The following is a 17,917-nucleotide window of genomic DNA, read 5'->3' as shown; positions in this document are numbered from 1 at the left end:
AATCCTTACGTTGATTCTTTTTTCCCCGCGATTTCTTACAATTTCTTTCCGAAAATAGCAATGTTTCCTATATTCCTTCCAAGGACAGTACTTGATGCCATCTAATTCCCCTATATCACGTATTTGGCAAAATCCATCTGCCTTTCCTCAGGAAGAAGTACTCCGGGAATTAGAAAATTTACTCAGATCGAACCCAGACTTCTGGCTTAAAATCAATCGTGATGGCATCATCGTTGATTATAAAACTTCAAGGTTTGTCAACATAGGGGACAAACCAGATTCTCTTTTAGGACAACATATCAGTGTTGGTCTTCCTCCTTATTTACGTGAAATTACATCAGAAGCTCTCGCTTACTTATCTGACAAAAAAAGTTTAGTATTTTGGAAAGAATATTCTTATGGCGAAGAACCTAATATTCGTCATGTGGAAGTAAGGTTTGTGGTTTTATATGATGGTTATATCATGTCCAACCATCGTGACATTACGGAACGTAAACGATTAGAAAATGCTTTTTTAGAAAGTGAATCAAGATTTCTTTCCATGGCACAGAATGCGGCTGATTCCATTGTGATCATCAATGATGAAGGAATCATTCAGTTTTTTAATAAAACAGCGGAGAACACATTTGGTTATAAACAAGAGGAGGTGATTGGAAAAAATGTTACAATCATCATTCCTCCAGAATACAAAGTCAAACATGATGATTATCTGAAGCGGTATAAAGAAACTGGGGAAACTCATATCATAGGTGTAGGCCGAGAGGTGTTCGCACAACGAAAGTCAGGTGAAATTTTTCCATGTGAACTTTCGGTAGGAGAATTTAAAACAAAATCTGGAAAAATGTTTACGGGAATTCTAAGGGACATCAGCCAAAGAAAACTCCAGGAAGAAGAATTATACCAGTACAGAAATCATTTAGAAGAATTAGTCGAAAGACAAACTATGGACTTAAAAATGTCCAAAAATATTGCAGAAGAAGCTTCCTATATGAAGTCACTCTTTCTTGCCAATATTTCGCATGAGTTAAAAACTCCTATTCATGCAATTTTAAGTTATGCGGAACTCGGTGCAGAAAAATCAGCCACTGTTCCTCCTGAAAAAATAAAGGAATACTTTCACATCATCGATTCCTCTGGGAAACGGTTACTCGCTCTTCTCGAAAATTTATTGGATATTGCCAAATTAGAATCAGGTAAAATGCGATATCTTTTCGAACGTAATTGTTTAAAAGAAACTACCAAATTTGTGATCAACGAAATGCGTGCTATTTTGGAAAAAAGAGGGATCACAGTTGTTTTACTAAATAATGAGGAACGTTGGGAAGCTGATTTTGATTATGAGCGGATCCAACAAGTGATCAGAAATATCATCTCCAATGCATTAAAATTCATTCCAAATGACACTAATATTGAGATTAGTTTGATAAAAAGAGAATTTATTCCAAGAAAATCTCAGTCGTATGTGAAAGGAATTGGCATCCAAATCAGAGATTACGGTCCAGGAATTCCTTCCGAAGACCTTGATAAAATTTTTGAAAAGTTCATCCAATCCAAACAAGTAAAAGCTGGAACAAAAGGAACTGGGCTCGGGTTGTCGATCTCAAGAGAAATTGTAAATGATCACAATGGATTGTTATATGCTGAAAATCATGAAGATAAGGGAGCAGTTTTTACAATGTTAATACCAAGTTCCCGTGAAGGAATTCGATGATCAATTTACTCGCTGTTGATGATGAGATGATCAATTTGATGATCATTGACGAGTCTTTGTCAGATAAAGGATTCACTGTTGTCAAAGCAAAAGACGGAGAAGAGGCATTCCAAATTTTAAGCTCTGGTTCGATGGTTTTTCATGCCATAATTTTAGATCGATTGATGCCAAAGATGGACGGGATCGAACTACTAAAAAAAATTAAACGATCAGAAAAATACCGAGATATCCCTGTCATTTTCCAAACTGCTATGAGTTCCATCACTGATATGACAGAAGGGCTTGATGCAGGTGCTTTTTATTATTTAACAAAGCCATATTCACGTGCACTTCTTGTTAGAATTGTGCAAACCGCAGTTGAACATTTTATCAAATTACAAAGGGCAAAAGAAGACCTTCACAAAGGAATGGGTGCCCTTCGTCATATGATCACTGGTGAATTTCGGATTCGCTCTATCCGTGAATCACATGAACTCGCTCCTTTACTTGCCAATGCTTGTCCTGATCCTGAACGAGTGTTAACTGGTATCATGGAAATTCTAAACAATGCGATTGAACATGGAAATTTAGGAATTTCATACCAGGAAAAATCGGAACTTCATGATAATGATAAATTGATGGAAGAAATTTTTCGACGATTAGACACACCTGAGTACAAAGATAAATTTGTAAAGGTAACCTTTGAAAGAAATTCAGAACGTATTGAAATTCGTATCAGTGACCAAGGAAATGGATTTGATTGGAAACGATATTTGTCGATTGAAGCGATGACTAAAAATGCATTCAAAACGCACGGTCGTGGGATCTTTATGGCAAAAAAATTATCCTTTGATGATCTTACCTACATTGATGAAGGTAGAACGGCCATTATACGCATTGATTTAACCAACAAAACTAGTAATTTACTCACTGACTTTCAGGAATAAATTTATAATGTAAACACTAGTGGATCAGTAAAATCAGAAATGATTTGTTCTACATGAGGTTTTAGTTCTTCTACTGTATGGGAAGTGGCTACACCTAAAATGGAACAACCTGCTGCCTTTCCAGATTGTAATCCAGCAATCGAATCTTCAAACACGATACAATCCTTTGGACTCAAGTCCAATCCTTTCGCACAAAGTTCATACACTTCAGGATGTGGTTTGCCCTGTGTCACCATGGAACCATCAATGATCACATCAAAGTAAGATCGTAAGTTAAGGTTATCCAATGTAAAATTGACATTCATAGTTGGTGCGGAAGTTCCAAGTGCTAACTTCATTTGTTTGGATTTCAAATACTGAAAAAATTCAATGATTCCAAGATGAGGTTTCATTTCTTGTTTGTATAAGGTTTGGTATAAGTTTTCTTTTTCCGCACCATAGTTTTGGATTTCCTCTAAAGAAATCTCTCCAAAAATCATTCTGAATAAATCAGCATTTGTTTTTCCATTATAAGTATCTCGATAGATTTTGGAATCGAGGGGAAATTTATATTTTTTGGAAAATTCCATCCATGCTTTGAAGTGAAATTTGTGATTGTCTACAACCACTCCATCCATATCAAAAATAAATCCTTTATGTTTCATCTTGTTTCCTTTCGTAACCACCCACAAGTCCTGTGATAAAATTGGGAATATTGGTTATAAATGTTAATGGTTTTTTTTGAAAAGGATGAGTCAAGGTGATGGAAAACGAATGGAGTGCCATTCTTGGAAAGGATTTTGATTCGTTACCATATTTTGTATCTCCAACAATAGGATGCCCTTTTTCTGCAAAATGAACGCGAATTTGATTTTTTCGACCAGTGATGAGATCAATTTCAAGAAGGGAATACAAATTGGATTCTTTTAAAACTTTGTATTTTGTTTCGGAAAACTTTCCTAGTTTGGGATCATCAACTGAATAAACGCGGTGTGCCTTGGACTCTGTTAAATAAGATTGGATGGAACTTTGTTTGAGTTTCCAGATACCATGTGTAACTGCGATATAAACTTTTTTGGTGTTGTCCCAATTTTCTTGTAATGTTTGTTTGGCGACTTCTGTTTTCGCGAATACCAAAACACCAGAAGTATCTCGATCCAATCGATGAACGATAAAAATTCGATTTTTGGAACGATCACTTCCTTTTTTTACATAATCCATTAGGGAAGCGTAAGCAGTTTTGGATTTTTCAGAATCAGTTGCAATTGTGAGTAGTCCCGCAGGTTTATCAACGACGAGGATATCTCGGTCTTCATATAAGATGGTTAAGCCTTTTGGTAAAAACCGAGTGTTTGTTTTTTGTTTCATTCTTTTTTGAGGAGTTTTAAAACCTTGGGATTGTTTTGTCTTTCGGCAAATTCAATCGCAGTTTTCCCCCATTTATCTTTTTTTTGCGGATCGGCACCTGCGTCGAGTAGGAGTTGGATCAATTCATATTTTTCATTTAAAATAGCACTGTGCAATTTCGTAGCCCCATATTTGTCCCATCCATTGATATCGGTTTCGATTGCCAGAAGGAGTTTGGTAGCTGGCCAATTTTCATTGGTAATTGCTTGTTCTAATGCTGTTATTCCTTTCGAATTACGAATACTGGAATCGATATTTTGTTTGGTTAAGATGGAAAGGATTTCAAGAGAATCACCTATCACACTCAAATGGAGGGCTGAATTTCCTTCTGCATTTGTATGGTTCACATTTGCATTCGCATCTAAAAGAATTTGGAATAACTTTGGTTTATCAGGATGATAGTTTCCCATATTGATCATCGCCAGAAGTACAGTATTGCCATCTGTGTTTTCGAGTTCGATGTTTGATCCTTGGCGAATTAAGATTTGTACAAGTGGGAAGTTACGACTGAATACTGCACCCATAAGAGGTGTAATTCCAAATTTTGTTTGGGCATTGGGATTGGCTCGAGCATCTAATAATGCTTTGCTATGTTCCAAAAATTGAAATTCAGAGGAAGCAAGAGTGATGAGTGGCGTTTCAGTAAACGAATCTTTTGATTCTATATTTGCACCCTTTGAAAGGAAAAGAGAAAAAAGATTCGGATCAAATTTTCTAATTTTTGTGATGTAATAATGAAAGTGTGTTCTGTTATAGTTTCTTTCACCTAACACATAATTTGGATCTACTCCTTCTTCCAAAAGTAATTTTATCATCTCATTTTTACTAAATCCAATGGCTGTGGCAAGCGGAGTCGTTCCATCTTTCATGGGAACATTGAGACCGGCACCTTTCGAAATTAAAAATTTTGCCAGATCAATGTTTCCCAATTCTGCTGCATAGTGCAGTAAGGTATATCCATCTTCATTACGTTTAGTATTGACATCAAATCCTTTGTTAACTTTCTCTTTGATGGTTTTTGGATCCCTCATGGAGGAAATATTAAGATCATTCGCGTAAAGTATGTTAAGTGATAGTATTACATAGAGAAAAAATACTATGAAACAATGAATTTGAGTTCTTTGGATTACCATGGAGTAGTCCCTCCTTGTGGGCGTAGGAAAACAATTTGATTGCCTGTAGATAGTGCTAAAATTTCTTTTTGTTTAGGGTGTGTGATGAATAAATTGGGATGGATGTAATTTTCATCATCATCTGAAGCAAAAAGAATTTCTCCTTTTTTTGTATCCACGATGTAAAATTTACCTGAAGGAGTAAAACTACCAAGGACTAAGATTTGAGAAGAAGGAGCTAAAATTTCTCCAACATCAAATAAAGAAGACCTAAAGATTTCTTTTTTTGTGGTTAGGTTAAATGCATACAATTGGATATAACCTGATTCAACGCCTCCTGAACAATATAGTGTATTTCCATCTGGTGTGATTGCAATGGAACGAATGGTTTGTCTATCTTTCACTTGTATGTCTTCTGAATCACTTTGAGGAATGTAAATGATGGGGCCTGCCGGTTTTTCTTCGACAAGACTTATCTTACTATTTTGGTTCATAGTAGTATCATTTAATTCATGAATTCTTCCGTGGGCATTGCCATACAAAATAGTGTTTCGTTTTTCTAAGTATTGGTAAGGGAACTGGTAGTGTGCAATTTCAAATCCTGCTGGTTGAGACCAGTCAGCGGAATTTGGATCAGCAGTTAATTGAAAATCATTTAACTTCCTTCCGGTATTCGTATCATATACAATTAACCTACGGTCATAAAAATGAGGTCCATCCATATTATGTTTGTATGAAGCCAAAATTCGTTTTCCTTGGTCTATGAACTTTGCACTGTCAATCGTTAAAATCCAGTTAGGTGCTAGACCAGATTCTTCACGACTTAACCTGACTTCATCTCCTGGATATCGATAGTCAATATCTGCTGTGATGGAATGAAATAGAGAAAACTCTGGTTTAAATACTTTCGTGATACCTCCGTTCTCTGTAGATCGAATGAGTAAATAACGTTCGGAGGTTTGCAGATTAGGATCAGTTTGTCCAAAACTTAAGAATGATTTTCCATCCGGAGATACATCAAAAATTTTTGGACCATCAAACTCCTTTTGGTACATCATCTTGGCTTCTGTTTTCCAAATCATACTTCCATCTAACAAACTGATGCGATATAGATAAAAATCCGTTGTTCCAATGATTGCAGATTTACCATCAACATGGTAACGGATGTTATAAATTGTCTGTCCATCAATTGATGGTGTGATTCGACTCTGGATTTGCCAGGAACTGCCAGAGTTCATCACGTTTGCACCTTGGTTCGAGATGAATGGGAATTTGACAACTGACTGTGCGTTCGTTGCCAATGAGATGAAAACAAAGGTGAGGACTAGGTTTGTGTATCGCATTCGCGAGAGTCTAACGGAGAGTGAAACCTCGGTCAAGACATCTCTGAAACCAGGAGTTTGTCTGGAAAAGGAACAAGATTCGGCCGAAAATTGTTTAATTTATTGAATATATTTCCGTTAAAACAGAAATGGGAAAGGGGAGAAATTGATGAACATGATGGCAAGTACGAAAGAAAAACAATATGTCCCATTACTCCAACCCATCTTCTCAGTGGAAGAACAGACAGTCATCGGTTATGAATCTTTGGGCCGAGTCCGAGATGAAAAGGGTTCACTTGTTGTGGTACCTGAATTTATGGATCCACATGTAACTCCACTGATGATGACTGTGATTGATCGTAAGTTACTCGGTCTTTCTTTGGACAAAATCAAAAATAGTAATGACCTACTTTTTGTGAACATGTCTCCAGATCAGGTGATATTGGAATATGAAGAGAGTAAAGGGAACTCACTTCCCATTGCTGAAATTGTAAAGGAATCTGGAATCCCATTAAATCGGATTGTTGTGGAGATCACAGAAAAATCTGGGAGTTTTGGGACCGATGTTCTTGCAGCTGGTGTGGATCTACTTCGAGAACAAGGTTTTGGTATTGCTTTGGATGATGTGGGATCAGAATCATCCAACTTAGAAAGGTTAGGTGCAATAAAACCAGATATTATTAAAATCGATTTAAACCTCTTAAAGAAGTCCATTGAACAAAGAGAATACCAGTCAATCTTAGAATACTTGAAACAAATTTCACTCAGCATTGGATCTCAGTTATTATTTGAAGGTATTGAATCAGAAGAAGAATTGTACCAAGCCGTGAGTTCTGGCGCCACATTTTTACAAGGTTATTTTTTAGGAAGACCCTTAGAATACAAAGAAGACAAACAAACCATAAGGGATGTTGTTGTTCCCCATTTACATTTGTACCATGAATCAAAACGGATAGAAGTTGCAAAAGAAATTGAATTCGAAAAACAAATCAAATCCAAGTTGATGTCACTTCCATTAAAAACAATTACATTAGGGAATCGAGTGATCATTGACCCACAAAGTTTTTTCAAATTGGACCCAATGATCCAAAGAGTGTATGTTACAGATTGGCAAGGAACCCAAGTTTCACCTTATTACGAAAGGACAAATGATTCCGGTTTTATTGAGAATATGGCATTTTTGCAAAAAAACTGGTCATATATGCCATTTTTTTATAAACACGTTAAACAAGTGTTTCGTGATAACGGAAATTGGCAAGTCAGTGACCCATATTGGGACAAAACATTAAAAAAGAAAGTGATCGTATTTTCCCATGTAAATGAAATGGGATATTCCTTTTTTGTGGATTTAGTTTTGGAAGATGGGAAATAATTTGTTAAGATTCAAAATATTTACGTTGGAAGTTTAATCGCATTCCATAGTAAATCTTCTGTTTCTTTTAAGAATTGATCATCCAATTTTATTTTTCCATTCCGAGAACCTTTTACGAGTCCAACGAATGCCCCCCATACAATCGCAATGAGTGCATCAGGTGGAAATTTGATAAGGATATCTCGGTTGTCATGAGCAAATCTAGTAAGAAATTTCAGAAGTAACGCACGTTTTGCGAAACTCTTTTTGTCTAAATAGGGAAGATTGTATTGCATTTCTAAAAAATCAAAAGCCACAGGGTTTTCTCTTTGGAATTCGGCCATGGATTTCCAAATTTGATGGAATTGTTCTTTTGGTTCTGCATCGTGAGGAAAATTATCTTTGATTTTTGAATAAAGACTTTCCTGCCATTTTTGAAAGAGTGAGTTCACAAGTTCTTCCTTACTGGCAAAATAACGGTAAATCGTACCTGCTGCTACATTGGCTCGTTCTGCAATTAGGGGAACTGCCGTTCCATCAAACCCTTTCGCCGTAAACAATTCTAATGCCGCAGATAAAATCTCTTCACTTTTGTTCAATTTAGAAGCCTTTTCGCTCAAATGGTATACCTATCCAAACCCATTTCCGTATGGGATGTTCTTTTTTGGATAGGGGTCATAGATACCTCGAATCCATTTCTTTTCATTCTTTTTTTAAAAAAGTACTTGTAAAGTAAAAAAAGGAATGAATATTCATTCATTAATTTGTGAGTGGAAATACGGATTAAGAATGGCAATTTTGAATCAAAAGCTGATTTCGAGACGTACTCTTGTCAAAACTTCGTTGATGGGAGCTGTTTTTTTGTATCTGAGCACCAGTGGTTGTCAGGCAAAGGATGATGTCACAACACGTGATCGAGAGTTGGATTGTCAATTTTTGGACAATCGAGGGCAGAATTTATTCTATTATTTGGCGGATGCTCTATTGTTTACGTTTTTACCAAAAGAGGAGAAGGAAAAAGAAAACGTACTGAATGAAGTTGTATTAAATATCGATTCATACTTATACAGCTTACCTTCTCACACACAAGCTGAAATTTTAGAAGCAATTCAATTTTTAAACATAAGTGCTGTTAGATGGTATTTGTTTGGTTCAAGTTCCAATTGGAAACTTAGCAACAGAGATACTGTTATCAAAACATTAAATCAGTGGAAAACCTCTTCCATAGGTTTACTTCGATCAATTTTCTTTTTATTACAATCAATGGTCACTATCGGATACTTTGAAGCCAGTGTTTCTTGGAAACACGTCGGTTATCCAGGTCCAAAACATGCATTAGGATTACGTCATGGATAAACTAATAGATGCTTCTTATTTACAAAAAGACTTAGATCTCGAAGCGGATTTTGTCATCGTCGGCTCCGGTGCTGGTGGTGGAACAAGTGCAGAGATTTTATCGAAAGCTGGATATTCCGTCATCATTGTGGAAGAAGGAAACTATGAACGTAGTAAGGACTTTGATTTAAAAGAACTATCCACATTCAATCGATTATATTTCGAAGGTGCAACGCGACCAACAAAGGATAAAGCTTTTACGGTTGTACAAGGAAGAACGGTTGGTGGATCAACTGTTGTGAATTGGACAACGTGTATTCGTACACCTAAGGAAACACTTTCCTATTGGGAGACTGAATTAGGAATTAAAGGTTTTTCAAACGAAGAGATGGAACCTTGGTTTGATATTGCATCAAAACGATTTTCGATCCAACCTTGGGAAGCTCATAACCAAAATAATAACCTCTTAAGTGTAGGAGCTAAAAAACTGGGATGGAGATATAACTCAATTCCACGAAATGTAAAAAACTGTAATATGTTAGGTTATTGTGGTTTGGGTTGCCCAGTTGATGCAAAACAAAGTCAATTGGTAACTACAATTCCATCTGCATTAAAACAAAAAACAACACTCTTATTTCGTGCCAATGCGGTTAAGTACAATTGGAAAGAAAATAAAATTGATCATTTGTATTGTAAACCAAGTGTCCAAACTGGTGAGACACTACCTAAAATTCGATTGTTTGCAAAACATTTTATCACAAGTGCTGGTGCCATCAATTCACCTGCTTTGTTATTACGTTCGAATTTACCTGATCCTTATGGATTGATTGGTAAAAGGACTTTTGTACAACTACACAACTACTCTGTTGCGGAAATGCCAACTCCTGTGTATGGATTTTTTGGTGCTCCTCAATCCGTTGCATCCGATGAATTTTTATGGAAAGATGGGGTAAAAGGGAGAGCAGGTTATAATATAGAAGCAGTTGGTGCACAACCAATTGTATTAATGAATTTAAGAAAATTGGTTGGTGAGGAATTTGATTCTTATGTAAAAAGTTATCCCAACTTACATGTACTAGTTTCTCAAATTCGTGATGGTTTTCATGAAGATAGTCTTGGTGGAACTGTTCAATTGAATGAAGTGGGTTATCCAATCCTCGATTATCCACTGAATGATTTTATAGTCGATGGAATTCGAAGGTCTTATCTGTCTATGGCTGAATGCCAATTTGCAGCAGGTGCTAAAACTGTTGTTCCAGCCAATAATGTAGTGAATCCATTCAAAACTTGGGCAGAGGCCAAAAAAGGCATCGAAAAAATGGTGATCCAATCTCCAAACACAGTAGTTAATTCCACACATCCGTTAGGTGGAAATGCTATGGGAAATTCGATGGAATCTTCTGTAGTGGATACGAATGGAAAATTCCATCATATTCAAAATTTATCTGTTATCGATGGATCTATTTTCCCAACAAGTTTGGGTGTGAATCCAAGTTATACAATTTATGCCATTGCAAGTAAGTTGGCATCGAATCTTTCGAAGGAATACCAATCGAATGTTAACTAAGACAGAAGAATTATTATTCGCAGCTATGATTTTTTTCCTCATGGTAGCTATGGGTAGTACTTTAACATTAGAAAACTTTAAAAAAGCGATCCATTCTAAAAAACCATTACTTGTTGGAATGTTGTCACAGTTTGGATTTATGCCTCTCATAGCATTTGGGTTGGCAAAAGGTTTAAACTTATCTCCGTTATTCTCAATTGGATTGATTTTAGTTGGTTGTACTCCAGGAGGAACTACTTCCAATTTACTCACCTATTATGCGAAAGGTGATGTCGCCTTAAGTATCAGTATGACATTTGCCTCAACGATTCTTGCCATTGTGATGATGCCATTTTTGTTTTGGCTCTATTGTTCTGGATTGGTAACTGATGAGATTCAAATTCCATACAAAAGTATCATCGGTTCGATTTTATTACTCATCATTCCCGTACTAATTGGAATCAAAATAAGATCATATAATACGAAACTTGCTTTGAAAATTGAGAAAATTGGCAGTTTTTTAGGAGTCTTGATGATCTTATTTTTGTTAGGTGTTATGGTTCCTAAGAACTTAAACATTTTACAAGTCACAACATGGCAAATGTATTTGGCTGCTATATTGATTACAGTGCTTGGATATAGTTTTGGTTATCTATTTAGCAAAATATTAAATCTTTCGGAAAAACAAGCAAGAACTGTCTCCTTGGAAACTGGGATTCAAAATGGACCTTTGACGATAGCGGTAATTTTACTCAGTTTTTCAGGATCAAATGTGAATGAAATATTGTGGATGCCCTTACTGTATGCCCTCTTTGTTCCCATTACATCGGCAACTGCAACTTACTATTTTTATTTAAAATCAAAACAAGAATTAAAAGGATCAGTTTGAATGAATTTCTATTTTACAGAAGAACAAAATGCTCTTAGAGAAGCGGTCGCAGCGTATTCAAAAATTGCAGGTAGTGACCCTAATCGAGATGTGGAAGAAAGAGATAGCGAGTTTTCGTGGGATGTATTGCACGCGCTAGGTGATAGAGGTTGGACAGGAGTCATTGTTCCTGAACAGTACGGTGGTTTAGGTAAAGGTGCAATGGAATACACCATCATCATGGAAGAGACTGCAAAAGAATTAATCTATGGACCTCAAAATTTAATCCAAGCACAACAAGGATTATTAGCTGTAGGTACTGAAGAACAAAAAAGCAAATGGTTACCGGAGCTTGCTAAAGGTAAAATAATGGCGGCCCAAGCGATTTCAGAACCAGATGCTGGATCTTCGTTTCAAAATATCCAAACAACTGCAGTTAAATACGGAAACGAATGGGTGTTAAATGGTCTTAAAGTTCATATCAATTTAGGAAAAGAAGCTCAATTGATGATGGTCTTGGCAAAAACTGATAAAGGATTAACTGAGTTTTTAGTGGACCGAGACTCAAAAGGTATTCGATACGAAAAACAAGATCCTATTGGTTTAAGATCGGCTCCTATGTATGATGTCCATTTTGAAGATTGTCGTATACCGGCTGATTCGGTTTTAGGAAGAGAAGGTAGAGGGATCGAAACCTTTATGGCAATTTTTAAATTGAGTCGATTGGGAGTTGCATCGCAATTGATTGGGATTGCACGTGGTTGTTTAGAACATGCAGTCTCGTTTACTAAATCTAGAAAGGTTGGAGAGAGTCGTGTTTCCGATTTTCAAGGAATACAATGGATTATCGCAAAACTGACTTCTGAATTAGAAGCTGCAAAACTGGCAAGAAACCAAGCTGCTTGGTTACATGACCAAAAGGTTAATCATAACTTAGAAACTTCAATTGCAAAATACCTAGCAGGAGTCGTTGCTGATGAAGTTGTTAATAAAGCTTTTACATTAACAGGATCCCATGCATGTTATAGGAATCGTCCATATGATCGATATGTTCGCGAAGTAAAATCATTGTTAGCGGGTGGTGGAAGTTCTGAAGTAATGTTGAATAATGTTGCCAGAGAGATTCTAAGGCCATCATACCACTATTAATATGAAATACACCGGAATCACATTAATCACAGGTGCCAATGGTTTTATTGGATTTGAACTTTTGAAGGAATTATCAAAGGATTCAAATCTTAAAATCCGTGTCACAGATATTCGTGATGATAAGATAAAACTATTTCAAAAACCGAATATTGAATATGTAAGATCAGATATTCGGGATGAGAAGGAGTTAAGTTCTTTAGTCAATGGTGTTGATCGTATCTTTCATGTTACAGGAATTTGTAATCTAACCACTAGTTATGAAAAACTGAAACCTATCAATGTTGATGCAGTTGATAAACTTACAAAAATTGCATTACAAAATAGTGTAAAAGCATACATCCACTTTAGTTCTTCCAGTGTCTATGGAACTTACCAAGGTAATCCTTTTAAAGAAACTGATGATTGTAATCCAAAAGATGCTTATGGAAGAAGTAAACATGCCGGTGAACAAATCGTATCAGAAAAAATAAAAAAAGGACTAAGGACAATCATCCTTAGGCCTTGCACTGTATATGGCCCTGGATGTAATGATGGAGCTGGTAAAGTTTTTTCAAGACCAGGTAAAATTGCAGGCATACCTGGTGACGGAAAAATGAAACTCGCAAATGTTAGAGTAGAAGATGTTGCCGGGTCTGCTATTTTCCTTTCCGAACAAGAACAGTTTTTTGGAAATATTTACAATATCTCTGATGATAGTAATCCAAGTTTGGAAGAAGCATTGGACTTAGCGTCAAAGATGTTTGGATCCAAGATCAATAAACTTCATATTCCATTATCATTACTTAAGGTGATTGCAAGAATAGAATCTCCATTTGCAAAGTTACAAGGTAAAATTCCTGATTTAGAGTATGAAGCAATCAAATATCTGTATAACGACTATTATATGGATAATCAAAAGTTGAAATCAACTGGATACCAATTGCGGTATCCAAACTTTGTTTCTTCAATGGAATCGATGAAATTAATTTAAGAGGATTAAAATGAGTAAAGTAGTAGTTATTAGTGGAATTGCACAAGGTATGGGTAGAGAAGTTTCTTTGATGTTGGCAGCACAAGGTTATACAATTTGTGGCTTCGATATTGAAAAAAAATATTTAGACAGTTTATCTGATGAACTTAATAAATTAAATGCAAAACACCATCTTGAATCATTAAGCATCACTGATTCAGATAAAATTTTAAAATTCAGAGATGCCGTACTCAAAAAGTTTGGTGCAGTTGATACAGTTGTTTCAAATGTTGGGATTGGTTTTTTTGGTCCATTTGAAGAACTAAATTTGGTCAAAGCATTACAATGTTTTGATATCAATGTGATTGGTTGTGCTAGACTTTTACAAGCATTTGTTCCTTCCATGCGTAAGGCAAAAAGTGGAAAAATAGTTGTGATGTCTTCTCTTGTTGGACAAGTTCCATTTCCTTTTGAATCCATTTATTCTGCTACTAAGTTTGCGATTGAAGGTATGGTTTCATCTATGCGATATGAAGTAAAAACTTTTGGAATTCAGGTTGCAATGATCCAACCTGCACAAGTTTCCACAAATTTTGCTGCAAAAGCTCAACAGTTACCAGAAACAAATTCTCCCTATTATGACAGATGTGTTCGCTTTATCAATCGAGACAATGAGCTGATTAAAAAAGCAACGAATCCAAAACAAGCAGCTGAAAGAATTGTAAAGGTCATTACAGCAAAAAAACCAAAATTATTCAATCAAGTGGATTTTATGAGTACATTCTTTTTGGGATTAAATCGTTTTTTACCTCAAAAATTGAAGGATAAAATTTTACTCGATCATATGAATATCAATGTATAGGACATAGAATGAAAGTTCCGAATCTGAAACAATTGACTTTGTATCATTTACTCCAAGAGGGAAGGCGACTGTATGGAAACCTTCCTGCTCAAAGTTATAAAAATCAAAAGAAAGAATACCAAAACATTTCCTACACAGAATTTGTTGGAAATTCTGAATTCATCTCCAAGGCATTAATTCACTTGGATACAAATGCAGGGGATCGGATTGGAATTATTGCGGATGTTGGACACCAATGGTTACAGGTGAGTATGGCAATCACTACCATCGGGTGTGTTGATGTTCCTCGTGGTACTGATGCAACATCAGATGATATAAGTTACATTCTGTCTCATGCAAAATGTAAGATCGTTTTTGTTGAAAATGAAAAAGCACTTAAAAAATTTTTACCTGAGTTACAAAAATTAAATCTACAAACCATCATTTTGTTTGGTGATGCAAAAGCCGATGCTATATCCATCAATTGTCCAATTATTAATTTTAATGATTTGAGATCGTTTGCAACAAATATAGAAGATAAAACATATCACGAAATTGGGGAAGAAATCCAAGAGGATGATTTAGCTACCATCATCTATACTTCTGGAACCACTGGTAAACCAAAAGGTGTCATGTTAACACATGGAAGTATACTTTTTGAAATCCAAGCTCTTGTTGCTGAATTTAGAAAAACAGGAGTAAAGGTAGGTGAAGGTGATGTGACGTTGGGTTTTTTACCTCCATGGCATAGTGGTGAAAGAATTTTTGAAACTATTTGTTTTTATTCTGGTATTAGAATCGCCTTCACAAGTGTACAAGAACTTGGTAAAGATCTAGCAAAAGCAAGACCTACAATTCTATTTACCGTTCCAAGGGTATGGGAAAGTTTTTATGATAAAATTAAAGATACGATTCAAAAAAGTCATGCTGTCAAAAAATACTTTTTAAAGTTACTTGTTTGGAATTCTGTAAATTTTTCGATTACTTATGACAAAGCATTTGATCGTATTCCGAGATTTAATTCTCCCAAAACGACAAAACAAATTTTAATTCAATTCATCAATTTAATTCAACTACTAATATACCTTCCTATCTTACCAATCTCAAAACTTGTGTTATCAAAAATATTATCTGTGTTAGGAGGGAAATTGCGATATGCATTTGCTGGAGCAGGTGCCTTACAAGCAGAAGTTGATCGATTTATGTACGCAATCGGTATGCCAATTTTAGAAGTCTATGGAATGACTGAAAACTCTGGAGTTTCTACAATAAGACATTTTAACGATTTTTCAGTAGGAAATGTTGGGAAACCAATACATGGTGTAACCATTAAACTGATTGATGAATTTGGAAATGAAGTTACAAAACCTGGCGTTAAGGGTGTGGCCCATCATCATGGTCGTCACAATATGAAAGGTTATTATTTAGAAGAAGAAAAGACAAAAGCTGTATTAACAGAAGATCGGTGGTTGAATTCGGGTGATCTTTTGGTATGGACTGCTCAAGGGAATTTGAAGTTTGCGGGAAGAGCAAAAGACACTATTGTTCTTTCTGGAGGTGAAAACGTTGAACCTGAACCTATCGAGATTTGTTTGAAACAAAGTGATTATATTGACCAAGCTGTTGTTGTTGGTCAGGATAAAAAAACTCTTACGGCTTTGGTTTTGTTAAATTTAGAAAAAATTGAAAACTATCTACAAGAACATTCAATCAAGTTAGATTTAAAAAAAGTTATCTTTAATGAATCAGATGTGATTCAGAAATTGATTCGAGATGAAGTAAAACATTTTATTTCAGATAAAAATGGATTTAAATCATTTGAAAGAATATCAAATGTTTACATACTTCAAAATCCTTTTGCAGTTCATGATGAGCTTACACAAACACAAAAAGTAAAAAGGAACCGTGTCCAAGAAAAATACCATGAAGAAATTGAATCAATGTATCGTAAGTAAAAGGATTTTATATGAAAAGTTATCAATCATGGAGATTGGATATTGAAGATAGGATAGCAACACTAACACTACATACAAATGATCTAAATATAATGGATATGGATACACTCTTTGAGCTAAAAACAATTAGCCAAGAGTTAGATTCAAATACAGATGTTTGGGCGATTATTTTGCAAGGCAATGGTAAACATTTTTCATCTGGAGTCCAATTTGATATTCTAAAGAAGGTGAATCAAATTTCAAAAGATGAATTCAAAACAAACATGCGCGAGATGCAGTCATGTTTCACTGCTTTTGAATCAATCTCAAAACCTACGATTGCAAAAGTCCAAGGATTTTGTATGGGTGGTGGTTTTATGTTAACTCAATGTTGTGACTTTAGAATCGTAAGTGAAAAAACAGTTTTTTCGATTCCATTAGTCAAACTCGGATTAACTGTACTCATGGGAACCAATCGAGTTACAAGAAATGCAGGCATTGGCCCAACTAATGAACTCATCATGTTAGGTGATAAATTCAATCCTGAAAAAGCCCTCCAATACAACTTAATTAATAAAATAGTTTCTCCTGACGAATTAGATGAGTCGGCAAAACAGTTTGCCAGAAAATTTTTACAATTACCTCCCAAAACAATCTCTATCACTAAACAAATCATCAAACGTGGAGATAAAATGTCACTTGAAGAAAGTTTAGAATTAGAAATTGAATTACAATCTACTTTGATAGGTACTTCCGACTTGGCAGAAGCATTGGATAGTTTTGCCAACCAAAGAAAACCAAAGTATACTGGTAAGTAAATATGAGTATCGAATCACTTTGGCAAAATGGTAAAATCACTGTTAATCGAATTCGGATTGTATTATTCTTTGTATTTTTTGCCGCACTTATGGGTACAAAAAATAGTATGCCCGAGGCTATGTTTTATATCCATCTCTCTGGTACCCTTATCATGGGTATCTATGCAAGTATTTGCCATATTTGGTTAAGGAATGGAAATCCTCCAGAATGGTTTCATAAGTTATTAATCATACTTGATATAGGGATCCATTTAATTAATACATCAATTGATTGTTCGATGGGACCAATGGAAGCAAAGTCTGCATTGAGCAACACTGCTGTACTCCTTGTTGTATTTTTTTACTTAATTTATTCTGGGTTTTTAGGGAATCCAAAATTCGTTCTTTTTAATGGGTTTTTGGCAGGATTTGGTGTCATATTATCTTATTTTATATCGGTTCATTTTGGTGGACTCATTCCTTCAGAAGATCCAAATTTATACATTCAGACAGGATATGTAGGAACATCCGCGGAAATTGTTAAAGGGATCTTTGTGATGGTAAGTGGGATCTTGTTGTCTCGACTTATTGCTTTATTAATTTTGATCAGTGACTAAGGTATAGAAAAAGCCAAAGAATCTGAATATTTATTAAACCAAAGTTTAAAACAAAAAAAAATCATACAAGATG

Annotated in this window: 17 protein-coding genes; 12 read left to right on the top strand and 5 right to left on the bottom strand. The window is 35.4% G+C overall.

Going from position 1 to position 17,917, the window contains the following annotated elements; genetic code table 11:
* Nucleotides 1-94 precede the first annotated feature (94 nt).
* Together CH354_RS04705 and CH354_RS04700 are read left to right on the top strand one after the other, a co-directional pair.
* A complete protein-coding gene (locus CH354_RS04705; protein WP_100725570.1) occupies nucleotides 95-1,711 on the top strand; it encodes a sensor histidine kinase in 1,617 nt (538 codons plus the stop codon).
* Nucleotides 1,708-2,637, top strand: coding sequence for a response regulator (locus CH354_RS04700; protein ID WP_100725569.1), 930 nt, complete (start codon nucleotides 1,708-1,710; stop codon nucleotides 2,635-2,637). The genes CH354_RS04705 and CH354_RS04700 overlap by 4 nt, the downstream gene beginning before the upstream one ends.
* 2 nt (nucleotides 2,638-2,639) lie before the next feature.
* Here CH354_RS04700 and CH354_RS04695 read toward each other — a convergent pair whose 3' ends face one another.
* The 4 genes from CH354_RS04695 to CH354_RS04680 are packed head-to-tail and all read right to left on the bottom strand — an operon-like array spanning nucleotide 2,640 to nucleotide 6,478.
* Nucleotides 2,640-3,281 (bottom strand): HAD family hydrolase, encoded by a 642-nt coding sequence (locus CH354_RS04695; RefSeq protein WP_100725568.1) that lies wholly within the window; start codon nucleotides 3,279-3,281, stop codon nucleotides 2,640-2,642.
* Nucleotides 3,271-3,984, bottom strand: coding sequence for an RluA family pseudouridine synthase (locus CH354_RS04690; RefSeq protein ID WP_100716195.1), 714 nt, complete (start codon nucleotides 3,982-3,984; stop codon nucleotides 3,271-3,273). The genes CH354_RS04695 and CH354_RS04690 overlap by 11 nt, the downstream gene beginning before the upstream one ends.
* Nucleotides 3,981-5,156 (bottom strand): ankyrin repeat domain-containing protein, encoded by a 1,176-nt coding sequence (locus tag CH354_RS04685; RefSeq protein WP_100725567.1) that lies wholly within the window; start codon nucleotides 5,154-5,156, stop codon nucleotides 3,981-3,983. The genes CH354_RS04690 and CH354_RS04685 overlap by 4 nt, the downstream gene beginning before the upstream one ends.
* Nucleotides 5,150-6,478 (bottom strand): hypothetical protein, encoded by a 1,329-nt coding sequence (locus CH354_RS04680; RefSeq protein ID WP_100725566.1) that lies wholly within the window; start codon nucleotides 6,476-6,478, stop codon nucleotides 5,150-5,152. The genes CH354_RS04685 and CH354_RS04680 overlap by 7 nt, the downstream gene beginning before the upstream one ends.
* Before the next feature lie 154 nt (nucleotides 6,479-6,632).
* On the opposite strand from CH354_RS04680, the gene CH354_RS04675 reads away from it, so the two are divergent.
* Complete coding sequence (locus CH354_RS04675) at nucleotides 6,633-7,829, top strand: EAL domain-containing protein (protein ID WP_238760246.1); 1,197 nt, start codon at nucleotides 6,633-6,635, stop codon at nucleotides 7,827-7,829.
* A gap of 20 nt (nucleotides 7,830-7,849) precedes the next feature.
* Here CH354_RS04675 and CH354_RS04670 read toward each other — a convergent pair whose 3' ends face one another.
* Nucleotides 7,850-8,428, bottom strand: coding sequence for a TetR/AcrR family transcriptional regulator (locus tag CH354_RS04670; RefSeq protein WP_100716199.1), 579 nt, complete (start codon nucleotides 8,426-8,428; stop codon nucleotides 7,850-7,852).
* 169 nt (nucleotides 8,429-8,597) lie between these two features.
* On the opposite strand from CH354_RS04670, the gene CH354_RS04665 reads away from it, so the two are divergent.
* The 9 genes from CH354_RS04665 to CH354_RS18430 are packed head-to-tail and all read left to right on the top strand — an operon-like array spanning nucleotide 8,598 to nucleotide 17,844.
* Nucleotides 8,598-9,164 (top strand): hypothetical protein, encoded by a 567-nt coding sequence (locus tag CH354_RS04665; RefSeq protein ID WP_238760247.1) that lies wholly within the window; start codon nucleotides 8,598-8,600, stop codon nucleotides 9,162-9,164.
* Nucleotides 9,157-10,710 carry a GMC family oxidoreductase N-terminal domain-containing protein gene (locus CH354_RS04660; RefSeq protein WP_100728333.1) on the top strand — a complete coding sequence of 518 codons (1,554 nt, stop codon included), beginning with the start codon at nucleotides 9,157-9,159 and terminating at the stop codon, nucleotides 10,708-10,710. Before CH354_RS04665 ends, CH354_RS04660 begins: the two co-directional genes overlap by 8 nt.
* On the top strand, nucleotides 10,700-11,578 hold the full coding sequence (locus CH354_RS04655) for a bile acid:sodium symporter (RefSeq protein WP_100716202.1): 879 nt from the start codon (nucleotides 10,700-10,702) through the stop codon (nucleotides 11,576-11,578). The genes CH354_RS04660 and CH354_RS04655 overlap by 11 nt, the downstream gene beginning before the upstream one ends.
* Entirely contained in the window at nucleotides 11,579-12,706 is a 1,128-nt protein-coding gene (locus CH354_RS04650; RefSeq protein ID WP_100766309.1) for an acyl-CoA dehydrogenase family protein, read from the top strand.
* Nucleotide 12,707: 1 nt separating this feature from the next.
* On the top strand, nucleotides 12,708-13,676 hold the full coding sequence (locus CH354_RS04645; protein ID WP_100766308.1) for an NAD-dependent epimerase/dehydratase family protein: 969 nt from the start codon (nucleotides 12,708-12,710) through the stop codon (nucleotides 13,674-13,676).
* Nucleotides 13,677-13,686: 10 nt separating this feature from the next.
* On the top strand, nucleotides 13,687-14,517 hold the full coding sequence (locus tag CH354_RS04640) for an SDR family NAD(P)-dependent oxidoreductase (protein ID WP_100766307.1): 831 nt from the start codon (nucleotides 13,687-13,689) through the stop codon (nucleotides 14,515-14,517).
* Nucleotides 14,518-14,525: 8 nt separating this feature from the next.
* Complete coding sequence (locus tag CH354_RS04635) at nucleotides 14,526-16,451, top strand: AMP-dependent synthetase/ligase (RefSeq protein ID WP_100766306.1); 1,926 nt, start codon at nucleotides 14,526-14,528, stop codon at nucleotides 16,449-16,451.
* 11 nt (nucleotides 16,452-16,462) lie between these two features.
* On the top strand, nucleotides 16,463-17,248 hold the full coding sequence (locus CH354_RS04630) for an enoyl-CoA hydratase/isomerase family protein (RefSeq protein ID WP_100766305.1): 786 nt from the start codon (nucleotides 16,463-16,465) through the stop codon (nucleotides 17,246-17,248).
* 2 nt (nucleotides 17,249-17,250) lie between these two features.
* Nucleotides 17,251-17,844, top strand: a complete 594-nt coding sequence (locus CH354_RS18430; protein WP_243395962.1) for a hypothetical protein — start codon at nucleotides 17,251-17,253, stop codon at nucleotides 17,842-17,844.
* The last annotated feature ends 73 nt before the right edge of the window (nucleotides 17,845-17,917 follow it).

Origin of the sequence: Leptospira levettii (assembly GCF_002812085.1) — a bacterium.
Taxonomy (GTDB): domain Bacteria; phylum Spirochaetota; class Leptospiria; order Leptospirales; family Leptospiraceae; genus Leptospira_A; species Leptospira_A levettii.
The sequence above is the reverse complement of the archived record's forward strand: the minus strand, read 5'-3'. Positions and strand labels throughout refer to the sequence as shown.